25 protein-coding genes and 1 tRNA gene are annotated in these 25,991 nt (G+C 64.2%); 15 read left to right on the top strand and 11 right to left on the bottom strand.

Going from position 1 to position 25,991, the window contains the following annotated elements:
- Window positions 1-41: 41 nt before the first annotated feature.
- Entirely contained in the window at window positions 42-752 is a 711-nt protein-coding gene (locus tag BMI90_RS03640) for a response regulator transcription factor (protein WP_078526116.1), read from the bottom strand.
- Complete coding sequence (locus tag BMI90_RS03635; protein ID WP_078526114.1) at window positions 749-2,653, bottom strand: PAS-domain containing protein; 1,905 nt, start codon at window positions 2,651-2,653, stop codon at window positions 749-751. The genes BMI90_RS03640 and BMI90_RS03635 overlap by 4 nt, the downstream gene beginning before the upstream one ends.
- Before the next feature lie 211 nt (window positions 2,654-2,864).
- Between BMI90_RS03635 and BMI90_RS03630 the strand changes: the two genes are divergently transcribed.
- From BMI90_RS03630 to BMI90_RS03585, 10 genes are all read left to right on the top strand, one after another.
- Window positions 2,865-4,841: a long-chain fatty acid--CoA ligase gene (locus BMI90_RS03630; protein WP_078526112.1), complete on the top strand. Its 1,977-nt coding sequence runs from the start codon at window positions 2,865-2,867 to the stop codon at window positions 4,839-4,841.
- The gene (locus tag BMI90_RS03625; RefSeq protein WP_078526110.1) at window positions 4,838-5,659 is read left to right on the top strand and encodes an ABC transporter ATP-binding protein; all 822 of its coding nucleotides are present in this window, start codon (window positions 4,838-4,840) and stop codon (window positions 5,657-5,659) included. Before BMI90_RS03630 ends, BMI90_RS03625 begins: the two co-directional genes overlap by 4 nt.
- A 38-nt stretch (window positions 5,660-5,697) precedes the next feature.
- Complete coding sequence (locus BMI90_RS03620; RefSeq protein WP_078526108.1) at window positions 5,698-6,687, top strand: branched-chain amino acid ABC transporter permease; 990 nt, start codon at window positions 5,698-5,700, stop codon at window positions 6,685-6,687.
- Window positions 6,688-6,823: 136 nt separating this feature from the next.
- Entirely contained in the window at window positions 6,824-7,003 is a 180-nt protein-coding gene (locus tag BMI90_RS03615) for a hypothetical protein (protein WP_038075043.1), read from the top strand.
- 40 nt (window positions 7,004-7,043) lie between these two features.
- Window positions 7,044-8,120, top strand: coding sequence for a branched-chain amino acid ABC transporter permease (locus BMI90_RS03610; RefSeq protein ID WP_078526106.1), 1,077 nt, complete (start codon window positions 7,044-7,046; stop codon window positions 8,118-8,120).
- A 75-nt stretch (window positions 8,121-8,195) separates the two neighbouring features.
- Complete coding sequence (locus tag BMI90_RS03605) at window positions 8,196-9,482, top strand: ABC transporter substrate-binding protein (RefSeq protein ID WP_078526103.1); 1,287 nt, start codon at window positions 8,196-8,198, stop codon at window positions 9,480-9,482.
- 58 nt (window positions 9,483-9,540) lie between these two features.
- Window positions 9,541-10,365: an ABC transporter ATP-binding protein gene (locus tag BMI90_RS03600; RefSeq protein ID WP_038075036.1), complete on the top strand. Its 825-nt coding sequence runs from the start codon at window positions 9,541-9,543 to the stop codon at window positions 10,363-10,365.
- Window positions 10,366-10,454: 89 nt separating this feature from the next.
- Entirely contained in the window at window positions 10,455-11,675 is a 1,221-nt protein-coding gene (locus BMI90_RS03595; protein WP_078526100.1) for an AMP-binding protein, read from the top strand.
- A gap of 53 nt (window positions 11,676-11,728) precedes the next feature.
- Window positions 11,729-13,378, top strand: coding sequence for a peptidoglycan-binding protein (locus tag BMI90_RS03590; protein ID WP_168172713.1), 1,650 nt, complete (start codon window positions 11,729-11,731; stop codon window positions 13,376-13,378).
- A 179-nt stretch (window positions 13,379-13,557) separates the two neighbouring features.
- Entirely contained in the window at window positions 13,558-14,820 is a 1,263-nt protein-coding gene (locus BMI90_RS03585) for a DNA polymerase IV (RefSeq protein ID WP_078526095.1), read from the top strand.
- Between the two features lies 1 nt (window position 14,821).
- Here the strand turns inward: BMI90_RS03585 and BMI90_RS03580 are convergent, their stop codons facing one another.
- The gene (locus BMI90_RS03580; RefSeq protein ID WP_078526092.1) at window positions 14,822-15,688 is read right to left on the bottom strand and encodes an N-formylglutamate amidohydrolase; all 867 of its coding nucleotides are present in this window, start codon (window positions 15,686-15,688) and stop codon (window positions 14,822-14,824) included.
- A gap of 182 nt (window positions 15,689-15,870) precedes the next feature.
- On the opposite strand from BMI90_RS03580, the gene BMI90_RS03575 reads away from it, so the two are divergent.
- A tRNA-Val gene (locus BMI90_RS03575) sits at window positions 15,871-15,945 on the top strand.
- Window positions 15,946-16,025: 80 nt separating this feature from the next.
- Entirely contained in the window at window positions 16,026-16,151 is a 126-nt protein-coding gene (ykgO, locus tag BMI90_RS03570) for a type B 50S ribosomal protein L36 (protein WP_038074920.1), read from the top strand.
- A gap of 281 nt (window positions 16,152-16,432) precedes the next feature.
- Here ykgO and clpB read toward each other — a convergent pair whose 3' ends face one another.
- A complete protein-coding gene (clpB, locus tag BMI90_RS03565) occupies window positions 16,433-19,054 on the bottom strand; it encodes an ATP-dependent chaperone ClpB (RefSeq protein ID WP_078526090.1) in 2,622 nt (873 codons plus the stop codon).
- A 79-nt stretch (window positions 19,055-19,133) separates the two neighbouring features.
- Here clpB and BMI90_RS03560 point away from each other — a divergent pair, with 79 nt between their 5' ends.
- Together BMI90_RS03560 and pyrF are read left to right on the top strand one after the other, a co-directional pair.
- Entirely contained in the window at window positions 19,134-19,463 is a 330-nt protein-coding gene (locus BMI90_RS03560; RefSeq protein ID WP_146671203.1) for a hypothetical protein, read from the top strand.
- Between the two features lie 70 nt (window positions 19,464-19,533).
- A complete protein-coding gene (gene pyrF / locus BMI90_RS03555; RefSeq protein WP_210401912.1) occupies window positions 19,534-20,244 on the top strand; it encodes an orotidine-5'-phosphate decarboxylase in 711 nt (236 codons plus the stop codon).
- Between the two features lies 1 nt (window position 20,245).
- On the opposite strand, the gene BMI90_RS03550 is transcribed toward pyrF, so the two are convergent.
- The 5 genes from BMI90_RS03550 to BMI90_RS18695 all read right to left on the bottom strand — a co-directional run bounded on the left by BMI90_RS03550 (window position 20,246) and on the right by BMI90_RS18695 (window position 22,599).
- The gene (locus tag BMI90_RS03550; protein WP_078526086.1) at window positions 20,246-20,482 is read right to left on the bottom strand and encodes a hypothetical protein; all 237 of its coding nucleotides are present in this window, start codon (window positions 20,480-20,482) and stop codon (window positions 20,246-20,248) included.
- Between the two features lie 151 nt (window positions 20,483-20,633).
- Window positions 20,634-20,897 carry a hypothetical protein gene (locus BMI90_RS03545; protein WP_078526084.1) on the bottom strand — a complete coding sequence of 88 codons (264 nt, stop codon included), beginning with the start codon at window positions 20,895-20,897 and terminating at the stop codon, window positions 20,634-20,636.
- Between the two features lie 368 nt (window positions 20,898-21,265).
- On the bottom strand, window positions 21,266-21,544 hold the full coding sequence (locus tag BMI90_RS03540; RefSeq protein ID WP_078526082.1) for a hypothetical protein: 279 nt from the start codon (window positions 21,542-21,544) through the stop codon (window positions 21,266-21,268).
- Window positions 21,541-22,422: an SPFH domain-containing protein gene (locus BMI90_RS03535; RefSeq protein ID WP_078526080.1), complete on the bottom strand. Its 882-nt coding sequence runs from the start codon at window positions 22,420-22,422 to the stop codon at window positions 21,541-21,543. The genes BMI90_RS03540 and BMI90_RS03535 overlap by 4 nt, the downstream gene beginning before the upstream one ends.
- Window positions 22,423-22,440: 18 nt before the next feature.
- The gene (locus tag BMI90_RS18695; protein ID WP_158521696.1) at window positions 22,441-22,599 is read right to left on the bottom strand and encodes a hypothetical protein; all 159 of its coding nucleotides are present in this window, start codon (window positions 22,597-22,599) and stop codon (window positions 22,441-22,443) included.
- Between the two features lie 301 nt (window positions 22,600-22,900).
- On the opposite strand from BMI90_RS18695, the gene BMI90_RS03530 reads away from it, so the two are divergent.
- Window positions 22,901-23,569 carry a GntR family transcriptional regulator gene (locus tag BMI90_RS03530; protein ID WP_168172712.1) on the top strand — a complete coding sequence of 223 codons (669 nt, stop codon included), beginning with the start codon at window positions 22,901-22,903 and terminating at the stop codon, window positions 23,567-23,569.
- 3 nt (window positions 23,570-23,572) lie between these two features.
- Here BMI90_RS03530 and BMI90_RS03525 read toward each other — a convergent pair whose 3' ends face one another.
- Both BMI90_RS03525 and BMI90_RS03520 read right to left on the bottom strand, forming a co-directional pair.
- On the bottom strand, window positions 23,573-24,400 hold the full coding sequence (locus tag BMI90_RS03525; RefSeq protein ID WP_078526076.1) for a sulfite exporter TauE/SafE family protein: 828 nt from the start codon (window positions 24,398-24,400) through the stop codon (window positions 23,573-23,575).
- 2 nt (window positions 24,401-24,402) lie between these two features.
- Complete coding sequence (locus BMI90_RS03520) at window positions 24,403-25,989, bottom strand: gamma-glutamyltransferase family protein (RefSeq protein WP_078526074.1); 1,587 nt, start codon at window positions 25,987-25,989, stop codon at window positions 24,403-24,405.
- Window positions 25,990-25,991 lie beyond the last annotated feature (2 nt).

Raw genomic sequence — 25,991 nt, 5'->3', positions numbered from 1 at the left:
CCCGGCCGCCTTGGCCAGAACAAAAGGGTTAACGCGAAGGTTCAGCCCCAACGTACCTCGCCGAGGAAGATGTAGCCCGCGCCGTAGATGGTCTTGATCAGGCGTGGGTTCTTCGGGTCTTCGCCAAGCTTTGTGCGCAGACGTGAGATCCGCACATCCATCGCTCGGTCGAAGCTCTCGCCCGCGGCGCCGCCGAGGGATTCCTGCATTTGTGCGCGGGTGATCAGTCGGTTCGGGCTTTCGAGGAATAGTCGTAGAACCTCACCCTCGGCATGGGAGAAAGAGGTTTCGCGTCCGGCCTCGTCGATCAGAACGTAGCGGTCGAAATGTGCAGTCCACCCCGCGAAATGCGCGGTCTGCGAAACGCTCGGGCTCTCGGTGCGGCCCTTGCGCAGGCGCGCGCGGATGCGGGCCACCACCTCGGCCGGATCGAAGGGCTTGATGATGTAGTCATCCGCGCCCAGTTCCAGCCCCGTCACGCGGTCCTGCACCTGCGCGCGCCCGGAGATGATGATGATCGCAGCGCCCGATTCCAGCGCCAGCCGATGCACCAGCGCCAGCCCGTCGCGATCGGGCAGGCCCAGATCGACGAGGCAGACATCGGGCGAAGAGCGCTTCAGTCCCGCCTCGAACTCGGTCGCACGGGCATAGGATTGGGTGCGGAAGCCTGCTTCTTCCAGCGCATCCGACAGCATCCGTCGGATCTCGGGTTCATCGTCGAGAATGGCGACAAGGGGCAAATCGGCATTCATCCGCGGGCTCCGACAAGCATGGCCGCGAGTTGGGCGGCCGTGAAAGGTTTCTGGATGACCGGGCAGGGGGCCGCAGCGCGCAATGCGTCGCCCGGGGGCAGCGAGGTCATCAGGATCACGGGCACCTGATCGCCGATGGCGCGGGCAAGGTCCACCCCTGTCCGCCCGTCGGGAAGTTGGATATCCGAAAGCACGACCCCGATATCGGGCAGGGACAGCAGCGCCTCGGCCTCGGCGACGGTGCCAGCCTCGATCACGGTGTGATCCATCGAGCGCAGCATGTCGCGGGTCGTCGCACGGATATCCTCGTCATCCTCGACAAGCAGGACGAGCATCGGCGCTGGCTGAGCTGCGACTTCGCGCAGCGGCAGGCGCAAAGTGACCTGCGCGCCTTTCCCGGTATTGCGCAGCCTCACCGTTCCGCCCGCAAGCTTGGTCTGGTCGTAGACCATCGACAGGCCAAGCCCCGAGCCTTCGCTGCCCTTCGTGGTGAAGAACGGGTCGAGCGCGTGTTCGAGCGCCTCGCGCGAAAATCCCGGCCCCTGATCGCTGACGGAGATCTCGACCCAGGTGTCGCGCACCGGATGAGCCGTGATCGCGATCGTGCCGCCGGTTTCGCGCATCGCGTCATTGGCATTGAGGATCAGGTTCAGGAGACTGTCCTGGAGCGGACCGGGATCCAGCAGGATCGGCGCGTCGAGACCTTCGATATTGATCTCGAGCGTGATCGGTCCGTGAAGCGTGGGTCCGGCCATCGCCGCGAGATCGTCGAGCAGATCGGACAGGATGACCGCTTCTGGGCGCAGCTCGCGGGGGCCCGAGATGGCGGCGATCCGGTCAAGGAGCGTGCCGCCACGTCGCGCGGCGGCCAGCGTCGCGCGGATCGCCTCATGTGCCTCGGGAGCAAGATCCTCCATCCGTTCGAGCCGCCCTTGCAGCCCCAGGATGATCGTCAGCAGGTTGGCGAAATCATGCGCGAGCCCCGAGGAGAGTTTCGCCGCCAGTTCGCGTTTGCTGGCCTGTGCGAGTGCTGCTCGCGCCTGTGCCTCGTGGGTGACGTCGGTCGAGAGGATGAAGACGCCGATCACCGCGCCCTCGGCGTCCCGGTCGGGGGTCAGCGCGATGCGGATCCGGCGGCCCGACGGGTCGTGGGTGATCTCGATCACATTGGCCTCTCCGGCGAAGGCCTTGGTGAAGCCCGGTTCGATCTTGGCGAAGGTTCCGGCGCCGAGAGCCTCGTTTGCATGACGGCCGACGGCATCGGCGAGCGACCCGGGCATGACCGATGAGAGGCGGCGGTTCGAAAAGGTATAGGTGAGATCGCGATCGACCCGCGCAATATGGGCGGGGGTCATCTCGGTGACCTGGCGGGTGCGCGCCTCCGTTATGGCGAGTTGGCGCGAGGTTTCCTCCAGCGCCGCGTTGGTCGCCGCAAGTTCACGGTTCGCGGCCGCTAGCGCCTCCGTGTGATCGAGAAGCTGGCCGGACAGTTCCTCGGAGCGGGCACGCAGAAGCGATTCCTGCCGTTTGATTTCGGTGATGTCGGTATAGACGGTGATCCAGCCGCCTTGCGGCAGCGGCGCGCCCTCCACCGAAATCGTCCGGCCATTGGCGCGCATCCGCTCCATGTAATGGGCCTCGAAGGCCCGCGCGGTCTCGACGCGCTCGCGCACGGCGACCTCGAAATCATCGACCTCCCCATATTCGCCGCGCGCCACGAGAAAGCGGATCGTGTCTTCGAAGGAGGTTCCGGGGCGCGTGAGGTCTTCGGGGAGATTGAACATCAGCTGGTACTGGCGGTTCGAGACCGCCAGCCGCAGATCGCTGTCGAAGATCGACAGCGCCTGACCGATCAGGTTCAACCCAGCCTGAGTCAGCCTCTCGCGGCTCGTTTCGCTCACGTCTTTACCTCCCGCTCCAACCGTGTGCGTAGCATTCGCAAAGGTCGTGGCAAAGAGCGTTTCGCTGCGCAGCGAAGCTGTAAGAATTCGTTAGAATCACGAAAAGATCACGAAAACTTTGACAGCCAGTCTTCGCTCATGCCGAACTGGGCGCGGAGGATTCGCCCTGTGCGGAAAGGGACGCCGGGCAACCGGCGCGAGGGAGGAAAATTTGGCTGACGCAGTCGCGAAGGGGCAGACATCTGCCCAATCGATTCCTGCGCTTTTGGCGCGGAACGTGGCCCGATATGGCGGCTACCCCGCCTATCGCGAAAAGGAATTCGGCATCTGGCAGAGCTGGACCTGGGCGCAGGCGGCGGAGGAAATCCGCTCCATGGCGCTTGGCTTCCTGAGCCTTGGCGTGGAACGGGGCGATCATATCGCCATCATCGGGCGTAACCGTCCGATGCATTACTGGTCGATGGTGGCCGCGCAGATGTGTGGCGCGGTCCCTGTGCCGCTCTATCAGGACGCAGCGGCCGAAGAGATGGCCTATGTGATGGAACATTGCGGCGCGCGCTTCGTCGTGTGCGGCGATCAGGAACAGGTCGACAAGATCGTCGAGATCGAAGACCGCATCCACGCCATCAAGCACGTGATGTATACCGACAAGCGCGGCATGCGGAAATACGACCACTCGCGCATGAATGCGCTGGAGGACGTGCAGGATGAGGGCCGTGCTGGCCATCAACGCTATGAGGCGGAGCTCGACAAGCGCATCGCCGAGCTGACCTATGACAGCACCTGCGTGATGCTCTACACCTCGGGCACGACCGGGAAGCCGAAAGGCGTGGTTCTGTCGAACCGCAACATCATCGAAACCGCGAAAGCCTCGAGCGAGTTCGACCATCTCAACCACAATGACGAAGTACTCGCCTATCTGCCGATGGCCTGGGTGGGGGACTTCATCTTCTCGATCGGTCAGGCGATGTGGGCGGGTTTCACCGTGAACTGCCCCGAAAGCCCCGAGACGATGATGACCGACCTGCGCGAGATCGGCCCGACCTATTTCTTCGCGCCGCCGCGGGTGTTCGAAAATCAGCTCACCTCGGTGATGATCCGCATGGAAGATGCGGGCAAGCTGAAGAAGAAGCTGTTCGACCGCTACATGAAAGTCGCGCGCGAGGTTGGCCCCGATATTCTCGACGGCAAACCTGTCAGCTTCGGCCAGCGTCTTTCCTATGCACTGGGCAATCTGTTCATCTACGGGCCGTTGAAGAACACGCTTGGTTTCTCGCGCATCCGCGTCGGTTACACGGCGGGCGAGGCGATCGGGCCGGAGATCTTCTCCTTCTATCGTTCGCTCGGGATCAACCTGAAACAGCTCTACGGTCAGACCGAGGCCTCGGTCTTCATCACGCAGCAGCCCGATGGCGAAGTGCGCGCCGATACCGTGGGCGTGCCCAGTCCGGGCGTCGAGGTGAAGATCGGCGAGAATGGCGAGGTCTATTACCGCAGCCCCGGCACCTTCGTGGAATACTACAAGAACGCCGAGAGCACGGCCTCGACCAAGGACCCGGAAGGTTGGGTCGCGACGGGCGATGCGGGTTTCTTCGAGGAAGACACCGGCCACCTGCGGATCATCGACCGCGCGAAGGATGTGGGCAAGATGGCCGACGGCCGCCTGTTCGCGCCCAAATACGTGGAAAACAAGCTGAAATTCTATCCCTCGATCCTCGAGGCGGTGGTGTTCGGCGCAGGGCGTGACCGCTGCACGGCCTTCATCAATATCGACCTCACGGCGGTCGGCAACTGGGCCGAGCGCAACAACATCTCCTACGCCTCCTATCAGGAGCTTGCGGGTCATCCGCGCGTCTACGAGATGATCCGCGAGCATGTCGAAGAGGTGAATGCGAGTATCGCCGAAGACCCGATGCTCTCTGGCTGTCAGGTTCATCGCTTCCTGATCCTGCACAAGGAACTCGATGCTGATGACGGCGAGATGACCCGCACCCGCAAGGTGCGCCGCAACGTGATCGGCGAGAAATTCGCCGATCTGATCGGGGCGCTCTATGACGGCCGCGACGAGATCTACACCGAGACCGAAGTGACCTACGAGGACGGCCGCAAGGGCTCGATCAAGGCGACGCTGAAGATCGCGGATGCGAAGGTCGTGTCGGCGAAGACGATGGCGGAGGCAGCGGAATGAACGATATGAGCGACGGCTACGTCACCGCCGACGGCCGCCAGATCGGCGGCGTGATCATGGAGATGAAGAACATCACGCTGCGCTTCGGCGGGGTCGTGGCGATCAAGGACATCTCCTTCGACATTCGCGACGGCGAGATCCGCGCGATCATCGGTCCGAACGGCGCGGGCAAATCCTCGATGCTGAACGTGATCTCGGGCTTCTACATCCCGACCGAGGGCGAGGTGATGTTCAAGGGCGTCAAGCGCGGGCCGATGAAGCCCTACCAGGTCGCCCGCCTCGGCATCGCCCGGACCTTCCAGAACATCGCTTTGTTTGATGGCATGTCGGTGCTCGACAACATCATGACCGGACGCCTGACTCATATGAAAAGCGGTCTTCTGGCGCAGGCCGGCTGGTGGTGGACGGGGGCTGCCAAGGAAGAGGACGAGCATCGCGAAAAGGTCGAGAAGATCATCGACTTTCTCGAGATCCAGAATATCCGGAAAACGCCGGTCGGTCGTCTGCCCTATGGCCTCAAGAAGCGGGTCGAGCTGGCGCGCGCGCTGGCCGCAGAGCCGAAGCTGTTGCTGCTCGACGAACCGATGGCGGGGATGAACGTCGAGGAAAAAGAGGACATGAGCCGCTTCATTCTCGACGTGAACGACGAATTCGGCACCACGATCGTGCTGATCGAACACGACATGGGCGTGGTCATGGACCTCTCCGACCGCGTCGTGGTGATGGATTACGGCAAGAAGATCGGCGACGGCACCCCCGACGAGGTGCGCAACAATCAGGACGTCATCGACGCCTATCTGGGGGTGGCCCATGACTGACACCATCCGCATCGCAATTCAGAAATCGGAGGCGCGTCATGCCTGATATCGTTCTCTACGCCGCTGAGGTGACGCTGAACGGCCTGATGGCAGGGGTGCTTTATGCGCTCGTGGCGCTCGGCTTCGTGCTGATCTTCAAGGCCTCGGGCATCTTCAACTATGCGCAGGGCGTGCTGGCGCTGTTCGCGGCGCTGACGCTGGTCGGCATTCAGAAGGGTCAGGTGCCCTTCGCCCATCTCCTCAACGCGATGACGGGCAAGCATTACACGAATTTCCCGTGGGAAGTGCCGGCACTCGTCGCAATCCTGCTGGCCGCTGGCGTGATGGTGGTGCTCGCCATCATCATCGAGAAGCTGGTGCTCAAGCATCTGGTGAACCAGGCTCCGATCATCCTCTTCATGGCGACGATCGGGATGGCCTATTTCCTCGAAGGCTTCGGGGACGTGATGTGGGGGTCGGACATCAAGACGCTCGATGTGGGTCTGCCGCAGGGCATCAACGAGACAATCGATACCGTCACCTACAACATGTTCGGCTACGGCTTCTTCATCGACAATCTCGATATCGTCGCCGCGGTCGTGGCGGTGCTGCTGGTCGCGGCGCTGACGGTGTTCTCGCAATACTCCAAGCAGGGCCGGGCGTTGCGCGCCGTGGCCGACGATCACCAAGCCGCGCTTTCGGTCGGGATCTCGCTGCGCTTCATCTGGATCCTCGTCTGGTCGATCGCGGGCTTCGTTGCGCTGGTCGCGGGGATCATGTGGGGCTCGAAATCGGGCGTGCAGTTCTCGCTCTCGCTGATCGCGCTCAAGGCGCTTCCGGTGCTGATGCTGGGCGGCTTCACCTCGATCCCGGGCGCCATCGTGGGCGGCCTGATCATCGGTGTGGGCGAAAAACTGTTCGAACTTCTGATCGGCGCCCCCTTCCTGGGCGGCGCGACCGAGAACTGGTTCGCCTATGTCCTCGCGCTCGTCTTCCTCGTGTTCCGGCCGCAGGGCCTGTTCGGCGAGAAGATCATCGAGAGGGTCTGAGCCATGATGCAACTGCAGCGAGAGAAATTTCTTGATCGGTGCGCAGGGGTGCGACAAGCTGTCACATGTCGTGGCGTCAACGGGAAGGGAGCCCGCCGTCACGACACCGTGACGAGCTTTGGGAGGACCGTTACCGATGAAGACCTGCGCAACCGTTTTCACGATCGGCTGGGGGGCCGCGCTGGCCTTCGGCTGGATCGCGCTGGCCGCGCCGCCGGAAGAACCGACGCAACTGCAAACACTGAATATCGCACTGGCGGCGCTTGGCGCCGGGGCCGGGCTCTGGGCCTGGGTCAGGATCCGGCGCGGCTGCTGACGGGAGGACATCGTCTCTCCCTCGGGAAAGGGAGAGGCTGATGTTTTACCGCGAAGCAGGTGATTTCAAAACGTCCTACCGGGAGGACAGCCAGACTTTCCCGATCAAGTTCGACCGGCTGCGTTACTATGTGGTGCTGGCGATTGCCTTCGGAGTCGTGCCGCTGCTGATCAACGATTACTGGGCGAACGCGGTCGCGGTGCCGTTCCTGATCTACGCCATCGCGGCGATCGGTCTGAACATCCTCGTGGGCTATGCGGGGCAGGTGTCGCTCGGGACCGGGGGCTTCATGGCTGTGGGCGCATATGCCGTCTACAAGCTGATGACCGCCTTCCCCGAAGTGTCGATCTTCATCCACGTCCTTCTCGCGGGCGGTATCACGGCTGCGGTCGGGGTTCTGTTCGGCCTGCCGAGCCTGCGCATCAAGGGGTTCTACCTCGCGGTGGCCACGCTGGCGGCGCAGTTCTTCCTGGTCTGGCTCTTCAACAAGGTGCCGTGGTTCTACAACTACTCGGCCTCGGGTCAGATCAACGCGCCCGAGCGCACGGTTTTCGGCGTGTTCGTCACAGGTGCGCAGACCTCGGCGATGGCGAAATACATGTTCTGCCTGGTGATGCTGACGATCGTGGCGCTGGTGGCTCGCAACCTGACGCGCGGCACGGTGGGGCGCAAATGGATGGCGATCCGCGACATGGATATCGCGGCCGAGATCATCGGGGTGAACCCGCTGACGACGAAGCTTTCGGCCTTTGCAGTCAGCTCCTTCTTCATCGGTATCGCAGGCGCGCTGTTCTTCGCGGTCTACCTGGGCGCGGCCGAAGTGGGCGAAGCTTTCGGGATCCAGAAATCCTTCCTGATCCTCTTCATGGTGATCATCGGCGGTCTGGGCTCGATCTTCGGTTCGTTTGCGGGCGCGGCCTTCCTCGTGCTTCTGCCGGTCTTCCTCAAGAACGTGCTCGTCGGCACGCTTGGATGGCCGACCGATCTGGCCGCTCATATCGAGCTGATGATCGTCGGCGGTCTGATCGTGACCTTCCTGATCGCGGAACCGCATGGCCTCGCGCAGCTCTGGCGCGTGGCGAAAGAGAAACTCCGGCTTTGGCCCTTCCCGCACTAAGGCGGGGCCGCCCAACAACCCCAAGAACCGGGACGAGCCCGGCGTGAACGAAGATATCTCTGGGAGGAGAACTCTATGAAGAAGACCTTTACCGCTCTGGTCGCGGCGGCGATGACGCTGACCACGGCTCCGGCCTTCGCCGAGCTGGTGGTGCCGAACCTCAGCTATCGCACCGGCCCCTACGCCGCGAACGGCATTCCCTATGCCGATGGCTTCAACGACTATTTCACGCTGCTCAACGAACGTGACGGCGGGATCGGCGGCGAGATGGTGCGCGTGCCGGAATGCGAGACCGCGTACAACACCGAGAAAGGTGTGGAATGCTACGAGTCGACCAAGGGCGACGGCGCACTGGCCTATAACCCTCTCTCGACCGGCATCACCTACCAGCTGATTCCGAAAGTGACCGCCGACGGGCATGTTCTGTACACGCCCGGCTATGGCCGCACCTCGGCGGCGAACGGCAAGGTATTTGAATGGGTCTTCAACTACCCGGCCAACTACTGGGACGGCGCCTCGATCATCGAGCAATACCTGATGGGCAAGGCCGGCGGCTCGCTTGAAGGCAAGAAGATCGCTCTGGTCTATCACAACTCGGCCTACGGCAAGGAGCCGATCCGCACCCTTCAGGAACTCGCCAAGCGCGACGGTTTCGAACTCGAATTGCTGCCGGTCGACCATCCGGGTCAGGAACAGAAGTCGCAATGGCTGCAGGTCCGTCGCTCGAAGCCCGATTTCGTCATCATGTATGGCTGGGGCGTTATGAACCAGGTCGCGATCCAGGAAGCCGTGAACATCCGCTTCCCGATGGAGAACTTCGTCGGCATCTGGTGGTCGGGTTCGGAAAACGACGTGCGCTCGGCTGGTGACAAGGCCGATGGCTACACCACCGTTTCCTTCCACGGCACGGGCATGGACTTCCCGGTCTATGGTGACATCCAGAAATACGTGATCGACGCCGGCAAGGCTGCGGGCGCGGGCGACGAAGTGGGCACGATGCTCTATTCGCGCGGCATGTACGCGGCGATGATCATCTCCGAGGCGATCCGCAAGGCGCAGGAGATCCACGGTCATTCGGCGGTCACGCCGGCAGAGGTACGTGACGGTTTCGAACAGCTCGACCTGACCGAGGCGCGTCTGAATGAACTCGGCCTGCCGAACTTCGCCCAGCCGATCCAGGCGACCTGTGCGGATCACGGCGGTCCGGGCTCGGGCCTCATGTACAAGTGGAACGCGGCTGACGGCAAATGGGACGCCGCTTCGGACTGGATCTCAGCGGATTCGAGCGTGATCGACCCGCTGATCGCCGAAGATTCCGCGGCCTTCGCCAAGGAAAACAACATCGCAGAGCGGTGCAACTAAGCCAAACCGGCCTCCGGCGTCTTGCGCCGGGGGCCACCCCAACGCCCCGGAGAAAGCCATGCTGGACGCTGCGAAAACCGACACGACCCTTCTCGAGGTCAACAATATCGAGGTGATCTACAATCACGTCATCCTCGTGCTGAAGGGGGTCAGCCTGAACGTTCCCAAGGGCGGGATCACCGCGCTGCTGGGCGGCAATGGCGCGGGCAAGACGACGACGCTCAAGGCGGTCTCCAACCTGCTCAAATCCGAGCGCGGCGAGGTCACCAAAGGCTCGATCACCTATCGCGGCGAGCGCGTGCAGGAAATGAGCCCTGCCGATCTCGTGCGCAAGGGCGTGATCCAGGTGATGGAAGGCCGTCACTGTTTCGAACACCTGACCGTCGAGGAAAATCTGCTGACCGGTGCCTATACCCGCAAGGACGGGCGGGGCGCGATCCAGGCCGATCTCGAGATGGTCTACAATTATTTCCCGCGCCTGAAGGAGCGCCGCAAATCACAGGCGGGCTATACCTCGGGCGGGGAGCAGCAGATGGTCGCGATGGGTCGCGCGCTGATGAGCCGCCCCGAGACGATCCTGCTGGACGAACCCTCGATGGGTCTCGCGCCGCAGCTGGTGGAGCAGATCTTCGAGATCGTGAAATCGGTCAACGAGAACGAGGGCGTGACCTTCCTTCTCGCCGAACAGAACACCAACGTCGCGCTGCGCTATGCCCATTACGGCTATATCCTGGAATCGGGCCGCATCGTGATGGACGGCCCCGCGGCTGATCTGCGCGAGAATCCGGACGTGAAGGAATTCTATCTCGGCATGTCGGACGAGGGCCGCAAGAGCTTCCGGGACGTTCGCAGCTATCGCCGCCGCAAGCGTTGGCTGGCGTGATCGTAACGTATTGAAATTAAACGATTGCTGCGCAGCATTTCGGGCGCGGCTCGGGGGCGGTCTGTCCGCCGAATGGAAAGGGTCGAGGGATGGTTGAGCATTTCGACGAGTTGGAAACCCGCAGCGCCGACGCGCGCGAGGCCTCTCTGGCCGAATGCCTTCCCGCGCTGATCGGGGCGGCGATGAGAGCGCCGGGGATCGCGGCACATCTGGAAGGCGTCGATCCGTCTTCCGTCACCTCGCGCGGTGCGCTCGCGAAGCTCCCGGTCCTGCGGAAATCCGATCTCGGGGCCGCACAGAAGGGCGCGCCGCCCTTCGGTGGCCTGACCACGAAGCCCGCCCATGCGTTCGCCCATATCTTCCAGTCGCCCGGCCCGATCTACGAGCCCGGTGACGTAAGCCGCGATTGGTGGCGGCTGGGGCGGTTCGCCCATGCCGCAGGTGTCGGACCCGGCGACATCGTGCAGAACTGCTTCGGCTACCATCTGACGCCTGCCGGCATGATGTTCGAGAACGCCGCACGCGCCGTGGGCGCCGCCGTCCTGCCCGCCGGCACCGGCCAGACAGAGCTGCAAGTCCGCGCCGCCGTGGATATCGGCACCACCTGCTATGCGGGCACGCCGGACTATCTGCGTATCATTCTTGAAAAAGCCGAAGAGATGGGCGAGAGGCTCAAGATCACCAAGGCGACCGTTTCGGGCGGCGCGCTTTTCCCCAGTCTGCGCCAGAGCTATGCGGATCGCGGCATTTCCTGCCTGCAATGCTACGCCACCGCCGATCTGGGCAATATCGCCTACGAGAGCGCAGCGATGGAGGGGATGATTGTGGACGAAGGTGTGATCGTCGAAATCGTCCGCCCCGGCACGGGTGACCCGGTCGCTCCCGGTGAGGTTGGCGAAGTGGTCGTAACCACGCTCAACCCGGATTACCCGCTGATCCGGTTCGCGACAGGCGATCTTTCCGCCGTGATGGACGGGATCAGCCCCTGCGGTCGCACCAATATGCGCATCAAGGGCTGGATGGGCCGCGCCGATCAGACCACCAAGATCAAGGGCATGTTCGTGCGCCCCGAGCAGGTCGCCGCCTTCGTCGCGGCCCATGCCGAAATTTCCAGGGCCCGGGTCGTCGCGACCCGCGAGGGCGAGATGGACGTGATGACCGTGCAGATCGAGACCGAGGCCTCCGATCCCGCACGCTTCGACAGCGGCATTCGCGAAGCCTTGAAGATGAAGGGCGTGATCGAGCTTGTCGCGCCGGGCTCGCTGCCCAATGATGGCAAGGTGATCGACGACCAGCGCAAATACGACTGAGGAACCGGGAGGGTAGATCGCGGGTTCCTTCGTCGAGAGAGATGGAGGACCCCATGCGAAAACTACTTCTGACAGGTGTCGCACTTGCGGCGCTGGGATTGCCCGCCAATGCCGCCGATCTTGCGCTGGTGCTGGGCAACGCGAATTACGACCGGATCGACGACCTGCGTGGCGCCGATGCGCCGACCAAGGCCGAGGCCGGTTTGCAACAGGCCGGCTTCTCGGTGCTGACTGAGGATGACGCAGATGCTTCCGAGATTCGCGCGCGCTTTCGCGACTTCGTGACGCGTGCGGCGGATGCCGACCGGATCGTCGTCGCCCTCTCGGGGCGTTTCATCCATACCGACGCAGAGACCTGGTTCCTGCCTACCGACATGCGCGACATCTCTCTGCCCGAGGCTGTGAGCGAGGCACTGCCGCTCTCGGCGGTGATGTCGGTGCTCGCCTCCCATCCCGGGCAGGCGGTGCTGCTGCTGGGGGGCGCGGATGACGAGGGAACGGGTCGGGGTCTGACGCAACCCGGTATCGGTGATCTCGCGATTCCGCAGGGCGTCACCGTCTTGCGCGGCAGCCCCCGGGAGGTCGCCTCGCTGATGTCGGGGGATCTGGTCAAGCCCGGCGCGCCGCTGATGCGCGCGGCGCAATCCGAAGGTCTGATCGCGAGCGGCTTCCTGCCCGGCAGCTACAGTTTCCTTGCCGCCGGGACGCAGGATGCGCCTGCACCGATTGCGACGCCGCAGGCCGATCCTTCTGCTCCCTATTGGGACATGGCGCGCGCCGAGGATTCCATCACCGCCTATCAGCTCTATCTCGATCGCTATCCCAGGGGGCCGAATGCTGACGAGGCCCGTGCCCGGATCGCCACGCTCAAGGCCGAACCCGAGCGACAGCCAAAGGCCGATGAGGCGGCGCTCAACCTTTCCCGCGATCAGCGCCGCGAAGTCCAACAGAACCTGACGATCCTCGATTTCGATCCGAAGGGCGTGGACGGCATCTTTGGCCCCGGATCGCGCGGGGCGATCACGCGCTGGCAACGTGCGAGCGGGTTCGAACCGACCGGCTATCTCACCCGTGCCCAGCTTACCGCACTTTCGGCGCAAGGCGAGAAGCGCGCAGCCGAGCTGAAAGCCGAGGCCGAGGCGCGTCAGGCCGAAATCGACCGTCAGGACCGCGCCTATTGGGAGCAGACCGGCAAGGCTGGCGATGAGGCGGGGCTGCGCGCCTATCTGAAGAAATATCCCGACGGGCTCTTTGCCGAGCTTGCGCAGGAAAGGCTCGACACGATCGAGGCGGACCGCCGCGCCGAGGCGCAGGCCGCCGATCGTGCCGATTGGGATGTCGCGCGTCAGGCGGACACGATCGCCTCCTATCGCGACTATCTCGCGAGCCGCTCCAACCCTGCCTTCAAGGCCGAGGCTGAGGCGCGCATCGCCGAGTTGCAGCAACAAAGTCAGGAGAGCGATGCGATCAAGGCTGCGAAGGCCCGCGAGGATGCGCTTGGCCTGCCCAGCGTGGCGAAGTCCCTCGTCGAGCAGCGGCTCGCCCAGATGGGCCTCAAGCCAGGCAAGGTCGATGGCGTGTTCGACGACAACACCCGCCGCGCGATTCGCCGCTTCCAGAAAGCTGGGGGGCTGACGGTGACGGGTTATCTCGACCAACCGACGGTGGCGCAGCTGCTGGCCGGATCGATCGGTTTTCGGTGAGCTGGGGGAGGGGGCGCCGCCCCCCCTCTTGGCTCCGCCATTCCGGCCCTCCGCTCCCGCTCCGGGCGCTCGGCGGGCATCCTTCCACAAGGAAGGCCGCTGCGCCCGCCTCACCGCCACGGGATATTTGCGCCAAGAGGAAGAAGGGATATCTAGGGTCTATTCCCGGATGTGAGCCCATGCCAGCCCTTTGTCGCGACTGTCTGAGCACCTTTGATGATGCCCCCAAACGCTGCCCCAATTGCGGCAAGGCGCGTGTGATCGCGCATCCCGAGCTTTTCGATCTGTCCATTGCGCATATCGACTGCGACAGCTTCTATGCGTCTGTCGAGAAGCGCGACAATCCCGCGCTGTCCTCGCAAGCGGTGATCGTCGGCGGCGGTACGCGCGGGGTGGTCACCACCTGCTGCTATATCGCGCGGATTTCCGGCGTGCGCTCGGCGATGCCGATGTTTCAGGCGCGCAAGCTCTGCCCCGAGGCGGTGATCATCAGGCCGCGCATGGATCATTACGCCGCCGTCTCGCGCGAGATCCGGGAGAAGATGGCGGCGCTGACACCGCTGATCGAACCGCTTTCGCTGGACGAAGCGTTCCTCGATCTGACCGGCACCGCGCGGCTGCATCACGCCCCCCCGGCGGTGCAGATGGCGCGGCTCGCCCGCGAGATCGAGACGCAAATCGGGGTGACGGCTTCGGTCGGGCTGTCGCATAACAAGTTCCTCGCCAAGATCGCCTCGGATCTCGACAAGCCGCGCGGGTTTTCGGTGATCGGGCGCACTGACACCGAAGACTTCCTGCGCGACAAGCCGGTGTCGATCCTTTGGGGCGTGGGGGCGGCGACGCGGGCCGCGCTGGGGCGGGCCGGAATTCGAACGCTGGCCGATATCCGCCGCGCAGGGCTCGCCCGGATGGAGGATCGGTTCGGAGCCTCGGGGCGGCGGCTTTTCGAACTGGCGAACGGGCAGGATGCGCGCCGCGTCTCGCCCGATACCCCGATCAAATCGGTGTCGAACGAGACGACCTTCAACGAGGATATTTCGGATCGCGAGACCCTGATGGGCAAGCTCTGGCACATGGCCGAGAAGGTCTCGGCGCGGATGAAGGCGCGCGATCTGGCCGGGCGCACGGTGACGCTGAAGCTCAAACGCGCCGATTTCACCACCGTGACCCGGCAGACCCGGCTGGAGGAGCCGAGCCAGCTCGCCGATACGCTCTTCCGGGCGGGCGAGACCTTGTTCGACAAGCTCCCCCCAAACACGCCCTACCGGCTGATCGGGATCGGGTTTTCGGACCTCACGGCAGCGGACGGGCGCGATCCGGCGGGCGATCTTCTCGATCCGCAGGCAGGCAGACGCGCGGGCGCGGAACGGGCGAAGGATGCGATCCGGGCGAAGTTCGGCGCGGATGCAATCCGGCTCGGGCGCGGCTGGGACGGTTCGTGATCTACTCTGCGGCGTGACGCAACGGCTGCGCCCCGAGCCTCACGATCTTCGCGGCCACCCGCTCCATCACCGCGGCAAAGGCCTTGAACTCGGCGCTCGGCGCGATCGCTTCCTGATCCATGTAGAGCGCCCGGTCGATCTCGATCTGGATGACGTGATATCCCTCGCGCGGCCGCCCGTAGCGTTGCGCGATATACGCCCCGGCAAACGGACTGTTGCGCGACACCGAAAGCCCCTCATCGCTGAAGGCGAGCTCGACCTCGCGCATCAGCGCGCGATCCGCACTCGCTCCGTAGCGATCCCCGAGCACGATCTGAGGGCGCCGATGGCCAAGCGAATCGAGCGCCTCGGAGGGCATGGAATGCACGTCGAGCAGGATCGCCTGACCGAACGCGCGATGCGCCTCGATCATCAGCGCCGCCAGCTGGTCGTGATAGGGATGCCAGACATGGTTGAGCCGCGCCTCGGCCTCCATCCTGGGGATCTTGCCGCGATAGATCGCGCGCGCGCCCGAAACGACCCGCGGAATGACGCCGAGACCGGCGGCGACGCGCGGGCTCGGGGTCGAACGTTCCAACCCTGCGATCAGGGCCGAATCGAGCTCCTCGGGCCCGCGGTTGAGATCCACCCAGGCGCGCGGATACTCCGCTGCAAGCAAAGGCGCCCCAAGCCGCGGCACCGGCGCAAGCAAGCGATCCACGAAAGCATCCTCGGAAGAACGCAACCGCGCCATGTCGAGCACCGTGCGATCGCGGAGACTTTGCGGATAATGCGCACCCGAATGCGGCGAGGCGAAGATCGCAGCCGTGTGTAACGCCGCGGGGCGGATCAGCCGGAACGGCGGCGGAAGGGCTGGGCTGTCGCTCATGGAACCTCTTGTGATCGGCTAATATCCTACACCGGAACGCTTTCGCACCAAAACCCTCTTGAAAGCCGTTTCGACTCTTTATATAGACCCCCAGACCGACGCGACACCGCGCCTTTCGGTTCCCTTAGCGGCCCAGCCCGCAAGCGCGAATCAAAGGCAATAAAACGGGGTCGAACGGGCGTGGGCGGTTAGCTCAGCGGTAGAGCACTACGTTGACATCGTAGTGGCCACTGGTTCGATCCCAGTACCGCCCACCATCTATTCGCCGCCCCGGCTGAGAGGCCCGGGGCATTCGTTTTTCAAGGCGCACCTTGCGCCGCGATACAGGAGAAGGCCGATGAAGGTCCGCAACTCGCTCCGCTCGCTCAAGCAGCGTCATCGCGATTGCCAGGTCGTGCGCCGCAAAGGCCGCGTCTACGTGATCAACAAGACGCAGAAGCGCTTCAAAGCCCGCCAGGGCTGAGGCGACAGAGCCGAAACGAATGAAAAGGCCGTGCCAGGGTTATCCCGGCACGGCCTTTTTGTTTCCATCCGTCCAAATGTGACGCGAGCAAAAGGGGGCGCCGCCCCCGGCCGCCAGCGGCCTCCCCCGAGATATTTTCGTCAAGAAGAAGGAATCGCGCGCTTCTTCTTGATCCAAATATCTCGGGGGTGAGGGCGAAGCCCGAGGGGGCAGCGCCCCCTGACCCGGACATGGAAAAGGGGCGGATCGCTCCGCCCCTCGCAATCGGTTTGAACCCGGCCTCAGTGCAGCGGCACGCCATCGGCGGGTTGCGTCCCGCCCAGCGGCGCGCTGTGACCGCCCACGATCAGGCCGTCCGGCCCAGCGGTGACGTTGACCGTCGCGCCGTCGATCACCTCGCCGCCGAGGATCGCCTCGGCCAGCGGGTCTTGCAGGGCGCGCTGGATCACCCGCTTGAGCGGACGTGCGCCATAGACCGGGTCGTAACCCGCATCGGCCAGCCATTTGCGGGCGACCGCGTCGAGATCGAGCGTGATCTTGCGCTGCGCCAGACGTTTCTCCAGCCGCTTGAGCTGGATCTCCACGATCCCGTCCATATTCTCACGGTTCAGGCGATCGAAGATCACCATCTCGTCGAGACGGTTCAGGAATTCGGGGCGGAAATGCGCCCGCACGGCATCCATGACCTGCGCCTTGGCCTGAGCCGCATCCGTGCCTTCCGGCAGCTGGCTGAGCGCCTGAGACCCGAGGTTCGAGGTCAGCACGATCAGCGTCTGCTTGAAATCGACCGTGCGGCCCTGACCATCCGTCAGCACACCATCGTCAAGCACTTGCAGCAGCACGTTGAACACGTCCGGGTGCGCCTTCTCGACCTCGTCGAAGAGTACGACCTGATAGGGACGACGCCGCACCGCTTCGGTCAGAACGCCACCCTCGTCATAGCCGACATAGCCGGGCGGGGCGCCGATGAGCCGCGCCACGGAGTGTTTCTCCATGAACTCGGACATGTCGATCCGCACCATCGCCTGATCGTCGTCGAAGAGGTAATTCGCGACGGCCTTGGTCAGTTCGGTCTTGCCCACCCCGGTCGGGCCGAGGAATAGGAAGCTGCCCAGCGGACGGTTCTCGTCGTTGAGCCCCGCACGCGCGCGGCGCACGGCGTTCGACACGGCGGTGATCGCCGCATCCTGACCGATGACGCGCTTGTGCAGCTCGTCTTCCATCTTCAAGAGCTTTTCGCGCTCGCCTTCGAGCATCTTCGAGGTCGGGATGCCGGTCCAGCGTTCGACCACTTCGGCGATCTGTTCGGGACGTACCGATTCCTCGACCATCAGCTCCTCGCCCTCGGCCTCTTCGGCCTGGGAAAGTTGCTTCTCGAGGCTCGGGATGATCCCGTAGGACAGCTCACCCGCGCGGGCGAGATTGCCCTCGCGCTTGGCCTGATCGAGCTCGGCCCGGGCCTTGTCGAGCTGCTCTTTCAGGTGGCGGCTCGATTCCAGCTTGTCGCGCTCGGCCTGCCATTTGGCGGTCATCTCCGAGGCGCGGTCCTGCAGATCGGCCAGCTCCTTCTCGAGCTTTTCAAGACGATCCTTCGACGCGGTGTCGTCCTCTTTCTTCAGCGCTTCCGCCTCGATCTGCATCTGCAGGATCTGACGGTCGAGGGCGTCGAGCTCCTCGGGCTTGCTGTCCACTTCCATGCGCAGACGCGAGGCGGCCTCGTCGACGAGGTCGATTGCCTTGTCGGGCAGGAAACGGTCGGTGATATAGCGATGCGAGAGCGTCGCGGCCGCCACCAGCGCCGAGTCCGAGATCTTCACCCCGTGGTGAAGCTCGTATTTCTCCTTGATGCCACGCAGGATCGAGATCGTGTCCTCGACCGTCGGCTCTTCCACCATAACGGGCTGGAAACGCCGGGCCAGGGCCGCGTCCTTCTCGACATATTTGCGGTACTCATCAAGCGTCGTAGCCCCCACGCAGTGCAGCTCACCACGGGCCAGCGCAGGCTTGATCAGGTTCGCGGCATCCATCGCGCCGTCGGATTTCCCCGCGCCGACGAGCGTATGCATCTCGTCGATGAAGAGGATGATCTCGCCGGCTGCGGCCTCGATCTCCTTGAGGATAGCCTTCAGACGTTCCTCGAATTCGCCGCGATATTTCGCGCCCGCGATCAGCGCACCCATGTCGAGCGCGAGAAGCTTCTTGTCGCGCAGCGATTCCGGCACGTCGCCGTCGATGATGCGCAGCGCAAGGCCTTCCGCGATCGCGGTCTTACCCACGCCGGGCTCACCGATCAGAACCGGGTTGTTCTTGGTCCGGCGCGACAGCACCTGCATCGCGCGGCGGATTTCCTCGTCGCGGCCGATGATCGGGTCGATCTTGCCCTGTTCGGCGGCCTCTGTCAGATCGCGCGCGTATTTCTTCAGCGCCTCATAGCCCTCTTCGGCCGAGGCCGTGTCGGCGGTGCGGCCCTTGCGCAGGTCGTTGATCGCGGCGTTGAGTTTCTGTGCGGTCACAGCACCCGCATCAAGGCAGTCCTTCGCCTTTGTGTTGACCATCGCGAGTGCCATCAGCACGCGCTCGACCGGAACGAAGCTGTCGCCCGCCTTCTTGGCGAGTTTCTCGGCCTCGTCGAGCACCCGCACGAGGTTCTGCTCGACATAGACCTGACCGTCGCCGCCCGACACTTTCGGGAGTTTCGAGACCGCCAGATCGACCGCCTCCTGCACGCGCACAGGCTCGCCGCCCGATCGTTTGATCAGGTTGGCCGAAAGGCCCTGGTCGTCATCCATCAAAGCCTTCAGAAGATGCTCGGGCACCACACGTTGATGCCCCTCGCGCATCGCAATGGTCTGCGCGGCCTGAAGGAAACCGCGAGACCGCTCCGTGAACTTCTCCATGTTCATCGGTATTCTCCTTTTCTAAAGCCCCCGGGATGTGTCTGGCCCTGAATAGGCGCCGTCCTGACCGGGTCTCGATAGGAAAATGGGCGCTGAGCGCGGGGGCTTCAAGGGTCCGGACCGGCCATTTCGCCGCAGCAGGAAACCAAATCGCAAGAATTGGCGTTTACCTTTCGACAGTCCCGAAGGAATGGAGGCTCCGCCGATTCATCACGCCACGGCCACGCGTATCGCCCGCCTGATCTATAACGCCGCACATCGCCGGTTCGAGGCGGTCGTTGAATTCTTCACCCCCGGCCTCGTCGAACCCCTGCGGGTTCCCGTTCGCGTTGACGCCGCGCCCGGCATCAGCCATCGCCAATTGACCCGCGCGCTGACGCGCGAGGCGCAGCGGCGCGGTATCGGCGGTCTCTGATCGGGCCGCGCCCGCTTGACGTCGCGGCCATTGACCCGCATCAGGGGGCGACCCGCAAAGGAGCCCCCCGATGACCGACCTGACCCTGCCTGCCGATGACCGCCTGATCGTCGCTCTCGACGTGCCCAACGCCTATGAAGGCCTGATGCTGGCCAACCAGCTTGGCGATGCGGTCTCTTTCTACAAGATCGGGCTGGGTATGCTGACCGGGGGCGGGCTGGCGCTCGCGACCGAGCTCAAGCAGGATCAGGGCAAGCGGATCTTCCTCGACATGAAGCTCTTCGATATTGGCGCGACGGTGGAAAATGCCGTGCGCGGGCTGGCGCAGTTCGACCTCGATTTCCTGACCGTGCACGGCGATCCCTACGTGGTGAAAGCCGCGAAGGAAGGCGCGGCGGGCAAAGACCTGAAAATCCTCGCGGTGACGATCCTGACCTCGCTGGATCGCGAGGATCTTGATGGGGCTCTGATCAAGGAAGGCGCGATCCGCGATCTCGTGGCGGAACGGGCCGGACGCGCCTTCGAGGCGGGCGCCGACGGGGTGATCGCCTCGCCGCAGGAGGCCGCGATGATCCGTGCGCTTCCGGAAGCGAACGGCAAGCTGATCGTTACGCCGGGCGTGCGTCCCGCCGGGGCCGAGCTGGGTGATCAGAAGCGTATCGCCACGCCCGCCGCGGCTGTCGAAGCCGGCGTGGATCATATCGTTGTCGGCCGCCCGATCCACCGCGCCGCCGATCCGCGTGCGGCGGCAGAGGCGATCGTCGCAGAACTGCGAGGCTGAATTACTGGCCCGCACCGCCCGTTGCCGGGCCGCTCGTATGCGGCGCGGGCGAGACCTCGATCGTCGCATCCGATTCGCTGACGGGGTTCAACGGCGGCGGATCCGTCGCGGTCTGCGATCCACCGTCGATGGGGGTATCGGCCACCAGCCAGACAACCACGCCCAAGGCGACCGCGAGGGCCAAAAGGGTAAATAAAAGCCCGCCAAGGCTGGTCTGCCGGGAAGGGTCGCGCGCCATGACTGCTCCATATCTTGTTCCGAAGGGTTAACGCGCCGCCGGTGGCCACGTTCCTTTTGGCCTGTGGCATCGGCAGGTCGTTGCCAATGATAAAGCGGCGCCCCGCAGGACGCCGCTTCAATAGGCCGTGAAGGCTCGATGTGGTCTCGGATCAGTTCGCGGTGCCGCCCGAAGCCGAACCCTGAGCGCTCGTCCCGCCATCGCTGGCCGGGGCGCTGTCGGCCGGGGCCGGCGCCGTGGTCTGGCTCTCGATCGTGACCGAAGTGGAATTGGCGTCGCCGGTGGGCACGCCGGGGCCGTCCGCGGTCGGGGCCATGACGAACCACAGGACAAGGCCGAGTGCGACGACGACAGCGCCGAGGACAAAGTAGATCCCGCCGAGGCCGGATTTCTCGTTACGAATTTCAGTAGCCATGATGTTCTCCCATCACTCTTGTGCATGTCTTCGGCACATCAACGTGGGACCAACCGGGCAGTTCCGAAAAACTCTCGACATAGGCAAAACGGCGCCCATCGGGGCGCCGCTTTCTTTTGCCCGCCCACCCGGAAATGGCCGGACCGGGCCTCTCACTTGGAAGCCGGGACAAGCGTCACCTCGACGCTCTCGTTGCCGCTCAGGGAGGTTGCCACCGTAATCCTAGTGACGACCCCGGAGCGAAGACGAGCGCTATCGGAAAAAGCCGACCGCGGGTCTCGCTTGGGTAACCGTTACAGGTGAAAATCTGCCGTTCAAAGACTGATCGAAGAACCGGCGACGCCAGCACACCGTTCCGTCACGCGGGCTCAGTTTTCGTTGATGTCGCGATCCCAGAGCTTGGTTTGCCCCTTGCGCACGCCCATTCCCTTGCGCAGTGCGAGCCAGGCGATGATCGAGAGCACGGCGAAGACCACGAGGGTTACGGCTATGGAGTTGCCCAACAGCCCGATCCAGATCAGCACGCCGACCAGTACCGCGCCGATTGCGAAACCGAGGAAGAGGAAGCCCGGGATCAGCATCTCTGCACCGGCGAGGATCACGCCCGCCAGCACCCAGACCCAGGGCATTTGCCAGTATTCCATCATTTCGCCCCCAAAAGCTTGAACGCATTGGTGAAGGCTTCGAGTGCCGCGGCAGGCAGGATCACCGTCTGCTTGCCCTCACCCTTGGCGACCTGCGAGAGCGCATCGACCTGTTTCAGCGCCACCTGATATTGCGCGGCTTCAAGCCCGTTCTTGGCAATGGCTGCGGCCACCACCTCAGTTGCGTAGGCCTCGGCGTCGGCGCCGATCCGGCGGGCTTCGGCCTCTTTCTGCGCCTGAAAAAGCTGCGCCTCGGCGGCAAGTTCCACCGCGCGTTTCTTGCCCTCGGCTTCGGTGACGAGCGCCCGGCGGGCCCGCTCGGCATTGAGCTGCTGGAGCATCGCGGCCCGCGTCGCCTCGTCGAGATTGACGTCGAGAATCTCGGCGCGCGTCACCTCGATCCCCCAGTCATCGACCATCGCGGCGACCTGCTCACGCACCTTGGCGATGAGTTGCGAGCGGTTCGATTGCACCTCGTCGAGTTCCATCACGCCGATTTCGGAGCGCACGATCCCCGCGACCGTCGTCGCGATCGCCGCATCCACGTCGCGGATCCGGTAGACGGTCTTTTCCGGCTCGGTGATGCGGTAGAAGACCGAGGTTTCGACCTTCACCAGCACGTTGTCGGCGGTGATCGCGTCTTGCAGCGCGTTGGGGAGCTGGCGTTCGAGGATCGAGATCTTGTGGGGGACGCGGTCGAGGAAGGGGACGATGAAGTTGATCCCCGGTCCGAGCACGGCGCGCAGCCGTCCAAAGCGCTCGACCACGTGTTTTTCGGATTGCGGCACGATCCGGACGCCAAGGAAAACCGACAGGATCAGCAGCGCCGCGACGGCGATCATCACGATGTCGCCGCCGCCCAGAATGTTCTCGATACCCATTTTGTCCCCTATTCCCTTTTACGAATTTCCGTCGGGAAAGACCTTCAATCCCAGCAAGATCAACACAACCAATACCGCCCACCCGCCGGGGCGAGAGATCAGCCAGATCGCAAGCGCCAGCGCGATCCCGACAAGCCGCGAGCCAGCCGTTGCGAAAAGGCTGAAAAGCACGCCCATCAGGCCGATGCCATTCTTTGATTGGGCATGAACTGCTCCTTTTGGTTGGCAAGGAGATTGCCGCAACTTCCACGATTTGGGAAGGGCGAAGGGGGGCGGGCCCGGGTCGGCATCTTGCCGATTGCCTCGCGCTGAGGCGGCAGGCAGCCCTCGGCGCGGGTGGCTTCCTCGCAAGGCGGTCCGTGCCGCCCGAAAACCGATGGGAGAATAGGGGCTAGGTGGGCCATCGCTCTGGAAACTCGTGCGTCGATCCTATAAAAAACAGGGAGATAAAGGGCAGCTGATGAACCAGGGAGGGCGCATGCCGGCATCAGAAGGGACGCAGACGCCGGCACCGCGCAAATTGCAGGGAACGGTGATCGCTGAACAGCTCGAAGCCGAGATCGTTTCAGGCGATCTGACGGCGGGCAGCAAGCTCGACGAGTTGTCGCTCGTTCAGCGTTTCGGTGTCTCGCGCACGCCGATCCGCGAGGCGCTGCACAAGCTCGTCGCGATGTCGCTGGCCGAGCGGATGCCCTATCGAGGCGTGGTCGTCGCCAACATCACGCGCGAGCGGATCGAGCAGATGTTCGAGGCGATGGGCGAGATCGAGGCGATGTGCGGGCGTCTGGCTGCGGACCGGATGACGATCGGCGAGCGGGCGGAGATCGAGGATCTGCATCGCGCGATGGGGCAGATGGCGCAGCGCGGCGAGTTCGAGGCCTATGAGGCCGCCAATACCGAATTCCACCAGCGCATCTACGACGCGACCCATAACCGCGATCTGATCGAGCTGTCGAACGCGCTGCGGCTCAAGCTCGCTCCGTTCCGCAAGTCGCAGCTGCGCAACGATGTGCGGATGGAGGTCTCGAACGAAGAACACGAGGCGATCGTCTCGGCGCTGCTCGACCACGATCCCAAGCGGACCGAGAATGCGTTGCGGCGGCACCTTGTGAGTGCCGCGCGCGAGGTTCTGACGCGGATGCGCTGAGGCTCAGCCGAAGACCGAGAGCAGCATCCGGATCGCGGTGATCCCGAGGAAGAGCGCAAAGGCACGCTTGATCCAGACCGTGTCGAGATTGTGCGCAAGCGCTGCGCCCACCGGGGCGAAGCCGACCGTGAAGGGCAAGATGATGCCCGCGGCGATCAGGTTCACATAGCCCAGCGAGAGGGGCGGACGTCCCTCTACGCCAAGACCCGAATAGATGAAGCCCAGCACCGCCGGCACCGCGATCATGAAGCCGAAAGCCGAAGCCGTGCCGACCGCGCGGCGGATCTCGACCGAAAAGCCGCTCAGCAAGGGGACCGAGAGCGTGCCGCCACCGATCCCCATCAGTGCCGAGAATAGCCCCGTGAGATAGGAGATTGCCCCGTTCACCGCCTTGGAGCGCGGCAGGTGATCACTGATTACAAGCGTTTTCGGCGTCGCCATGTTGATCGAGACCAGAAGCGCGATCGTGCCGAAGATCGCCTTGAGTCCGCTCGCGTCGATATATTTCGCAGCCAGGCCGCCGCTGAACGCGCCGAGCACGATGCCGGGCGCCCAGAGCCGCAGCAGGCTGCGGTCGACCGACCCGCGCTTGTTATGGGCGCGGGCGGAGGAGATCGAGGTGAAGATGATCGTCGCGAGCGAGGTCGCCACCGCCATGTGCATCGACAGCTCGGGTGGGAAATTCGTCATCGAGAGGATCCAGAACAGCACCGGGACCAGCACGATGCCCCCGCCTACGCCCAGCAGGCCCGCGAGAATGCCGGCGAGGATTGCGGTGAGCGCGACGCCGCCGAGGATCATCGCGAGTTGAAGAAGGGAAAGATCGGTCATGGTCAGAAACTCAAGGCGGCGCCATCGGCGCGCGGGTCGGTTGCGGATTCGATAAGCCCGTCAGGGTGGAGGACGACACCGCCGGCGTGACCCGCGAGATCGGAATAGTCGGGGATCATCTCGACCTGATGGCCGGCCGCGCGCAGTGCCTCGATCAGCTCGGGATCGAAGCGGCTTTCGAGCTTGAGCGTCGTCGTCGCATCCCCCCAGGTCTTGCCCAGCAGCCAGCGCGGCGCGGTGACGGCGGCTTGCAGGTCCATGCCGAATTGCGCGTAGCGGGTGAAGACCGCCGATTGCGTCTGCGGCTGGCCCTCGCCGCCCATCGTCCCATAGGCGAAGACACGCCCGTCAGGCAGATGCGCGAGCGCAGGGTTGAGCGTGTGGAAAGGACGCTTGCCCGGTGCGAGCTGGTTCGGCCCCGGCTGCAGCGAGAAGCCCGCGCCCCGGTTCTGGAAGAAGACCCCCGTTTCCGGGCAGGTGAGGCCCGAGCCGAACTCCCAGAACACGCTCTGGATGAAGCTGACCACGGTGCCGTCGCGATCCGCGGCGCCCATCCAGATCGTGTCGCCCTGCTTGGGGTCGTAGGGCCATTCCAGCGCGGTTTCACGGTCGATCTTCGCGGCCATCGCGTCGAGCCGGTCCTCTGTCAGCCAGTCCTGCGCGGGTTCGCGCATCGTGGCGGGGTCGCCCAGCTCGGCGTTGCGCAGGATGAAGGCCTGTTTGGTGGATTCAATCAGCCCGTGGATATGGTCGAACCCTTCGCCTTCGCTGACGCCCAACCGGTCGAAGATCCCGAGGATCATCAGCGAGGCGATGCCCTGCGTGGGCGGGGTCATGTTGTAAAGCGTGCCTTGAGAGGTGGTGACTTCAAGCGGCGTCACCTGCTGTGCGCGGTAGGCGGCAAAATCGCTGGCGCGCAGCGGGCTGCCTTGCGCCTCGAGGAAGTCGCCGTGAATGCGGGCGAGATCCCCCTCGTAATAGCTGCGCAGACCCTCGGTGGCGAGACGTTCCAGCGTGCGCCCCAGGGCTTCCTGTTTCATGCGCGCGCCGGCCTGAGGCACCTTGCCATCGATCAGGAAGGTCTCGGCAAAGCCCGGTACGGCCTCGAGCCCCGCGAGTTTTTCCGCTGTCGTGCGGCTCTGGTTGTCGGTCACCGCGATCCCGTCGCGCGCATAGCCGATCGCGTTCGCGAGCAGCCGCTCGAGCGGCAGACGCTTGGCCGGATCGACCAGATCGAGCGCCGCCTCCCAGCCGCCGATCGTGCCCGGCACGGTCAGCGCGGCCAGCCCGCCGCGCGCGGGGATCGTGTCCGAATGGCCTTGGGCCGCATACCATTCGGGCGTCGCCAGCGCCGCGGCATGACCGCCCGCGAAGATCCCGATCGGTTTCTCTCCCGGGCGATGGATCAGCCAGAACCCGTCCCCTCCGATCCCGTTCATATGCGGGTATGTCACCGCGACGGTCGCGGCCGCGGCCACCATCGCCTCGATGGCGGTGCCGCCCGCCGCCAGGATTTCCTGTCCGGCCAGCGCAGCAGCGCGGTGGGGCGCGCTCATCGCGCCGTTATAGCCGAGTGCCGAATAGAGCATGT

The sequence above is a fragment of the Thioclava sp. L04-15 genome, assembly GCF_002020275.1.
Taxonomy (GTDB): domain Bacteria; phylum Pseudomonadota; class Alphaproteobacteria; order Rhodobacterales; family Rhodobacteraceae; genus Thioclava; species Thioclava marina.
Note: the sequence above shows the minus strand (reverse complement) of the source record. Positions and strands in the feature narration are given on the sequence as shown.